The sequence below is a fragment of the Caballeronia temeraria genome, from assembly GCF_001544795.2.
Lineage (GTDB): Bacteria > Pseudomonadota > Gammaproteobacteria > Burkholderiales > Burkholderiaceae > Caballeronia > Caballeronia temeraria.
Genome location: NZ_FCOI02000112.1, coordinates 1 through 1,101, shown reverse-complemented (window position 1 = coordinate 1,101; position 1,101 = coordinate 1). Strand labels below are relative to the sequence as shown.

At 60.2% G+C, this 1,101-nt stretch carries 1 protein-coding gene; it reads left to right on the top strand.

All coding sequences use genetic code 11. From position 1 onward, the window contains the following. Positions 1–49 precede the first annotated feature (49 nt). Positions 50–1,072, top strand: a complete 1,023-nt coding sequence (locus AWB76_RS38665) for an IS30 family transposase (RefSeq protein WP_061165335.1) — start codon at positions 50–52, stop codon at positions 1,070–1,072. Positions 1,073–1,101: the final 29 nt, after the last annotated feature.

Genomic DNA, 1,101 nt, shown 5'->3' with positions numbered 1-1,101 from the left:
GGCGGCCTCAAATCTGACGTGCAACACCTGTTTCGTATAAGGTGTTGCGATGCACGAAAGAACTCAGTATCAACAGCTTCAAGCCGAAGAGCGCCTGACCATTGCCAGCCTGCATTTGCAGGGTTCGAGTATCCGGGCCATGGCCCGGATACTCGGCCGCTCGCCAGCCACCGTAAGCCGTGAACTGAAGCGAAATGGTTCTCCTGCTGGCTACGCGTCCGTACCTGCAGAAGCGCTCAGCGCCGCGCGTCGCAGTGCGGGTCGTCGTCCTACAAAGCTCTGCCCGCATGGGGTGTGCTGGCGCATCGTCCTCACCCTGCTCGAGTGGAAATGGTCACCCCAGCAGATATCGGGCACACTGAAGCGCATGTATCCGACCGACCCGACCCAGCACGTTTCGCACGAGACCATCTACACGGCCATCTACGCTCAGCCGCGCGGCGAATTGCGCCGCCAGTTGATTGCCTGCCTGCGCCACGGCCACAGCACCCGTATGTCCCGCATGCGCGGCACCGACCGGCGCGGGCAGATTCCCGACATGGTGAGTATTCACGTGCGCCCGCCCGAAATCGAGGACCGCCTGCTGCCTGGTCATTGGGAAGGAGACTTTATCAAGGGCGCCGGAAATCAATCGTCTGTCGGCGTCTTGGTCGAACGGACCAGCCGTCTGGTGCTGCTCGCCAAGATGGAAGACGCCACCGCCGCTTCAGCGCTGGCGGGCTTCTCTGCCAAACTCAACTCGATTGCAGCACCGCTGCGACAAAGTTTTACCTACGACCAGGGAAAAGAAATGTCGCGGCATCAAGAACTCACAGCAGCCACTGGCGTGCGCGTGTACTTCTGCGACCCACATAGCCCCTGGCAGCGCGGGACCTGCGAAAACACCAACGGATTGCTCCGTCAATATTTGCCTAAGGGCACCGACCTCTCGGTCTACACTCAGGACGAACTCGATGCCATCGCCGACAGTCTGAACAGTCGGCCGCGCGCAACCCACGCGTTCCATTCGCCATTCGAGGTCTTCGCTGCAACACTTGCCTCAGCGAGCCAACCTCAAAGAACTAAACATTAACCCCCGTTGCACTTCGGTTTGAAACCGCC

Bases quoted from the DNA above. Each gene is read 5' to 3' on its own strand.
- AWB76_RS38665 (WP_061165335.1), top strand. From the start codon at position 50: ATGCACGAAAGAACTCAGTATCAACAGCTTCAAGCCGAAGAGCGCCTG.